At 54.5% G+C, this 516-nt stretch carries 1 protein-coding gene; it reads left to right on the top strand.

Annotated elements, in window-relative coordinates; all coding sequences use genetic code 11:
• A partial coding sequence (gene tssI / locus FE394_RS19125) for a type VI secretion system tip protein TssI/VgrG (RefSeq protein WP_319927904.1) occupies window positions 1-516 on the top strand: 516 nt, incomplete at both ends.

Raw genomic sequence — 516 nt, 5'->3', positions numbered from 1 at the left:
AAAAAATCATCCGCACAAACCGCTGAATGCCCGCTGGCAGGTAATCGGTATCAGCCATCACGGGCGCTGTCCACAAGCACTGGGACACGATAGAGGCGAAGGCACCACGCTCAGCAATCATTTCAGTTTTATCGATGGCCTTGCCGACTGGCGTCCGCCGTTCCACTACAAACCGCTGGCAGACGGCGATGAGACAGCAATGGTCGTCGGGCCGGAAGGGGAAGAAATCTTCGTTAATAAAGACGGTGCGATTAAAGTCCATTTTCACTGGAACCGCTATGACCCGCCCGATGATGGTGCGTCTTGTTGGGTTCGTGTCGCACAGGGCTGGAACGGCAACGGCTTCGGTTTTATGGCGATCCCGCGTATCGGTCAGGAAGTGATTATCTCCTATCTTAATGGTGATATTGACCGGCCCATCGTCACCGGCTGTGTTTACAACGGCCTGAACCGCCCACCGCTGGATTTACCGGCGCAGAAAACCCGCACGACTTTCAAGACCAAAACCCATAAAGG

It is taken from the genome of Xenorhabdus littoralis (genome assembly GCF_033949345.1).
In the GTDB taxonomy this organism is placed as follows: Bacteria; Pseudomonadota; Gammaproteobacteria; order Enterobacterales; family Enterobacteriaceae; genus Xenorhabdus; species Xenorhabdus littoralis.
Note: the sequence above shows the minus strand (reverse complement) of the source record. Positions and strands in the feature narration are given on the sequence as shown.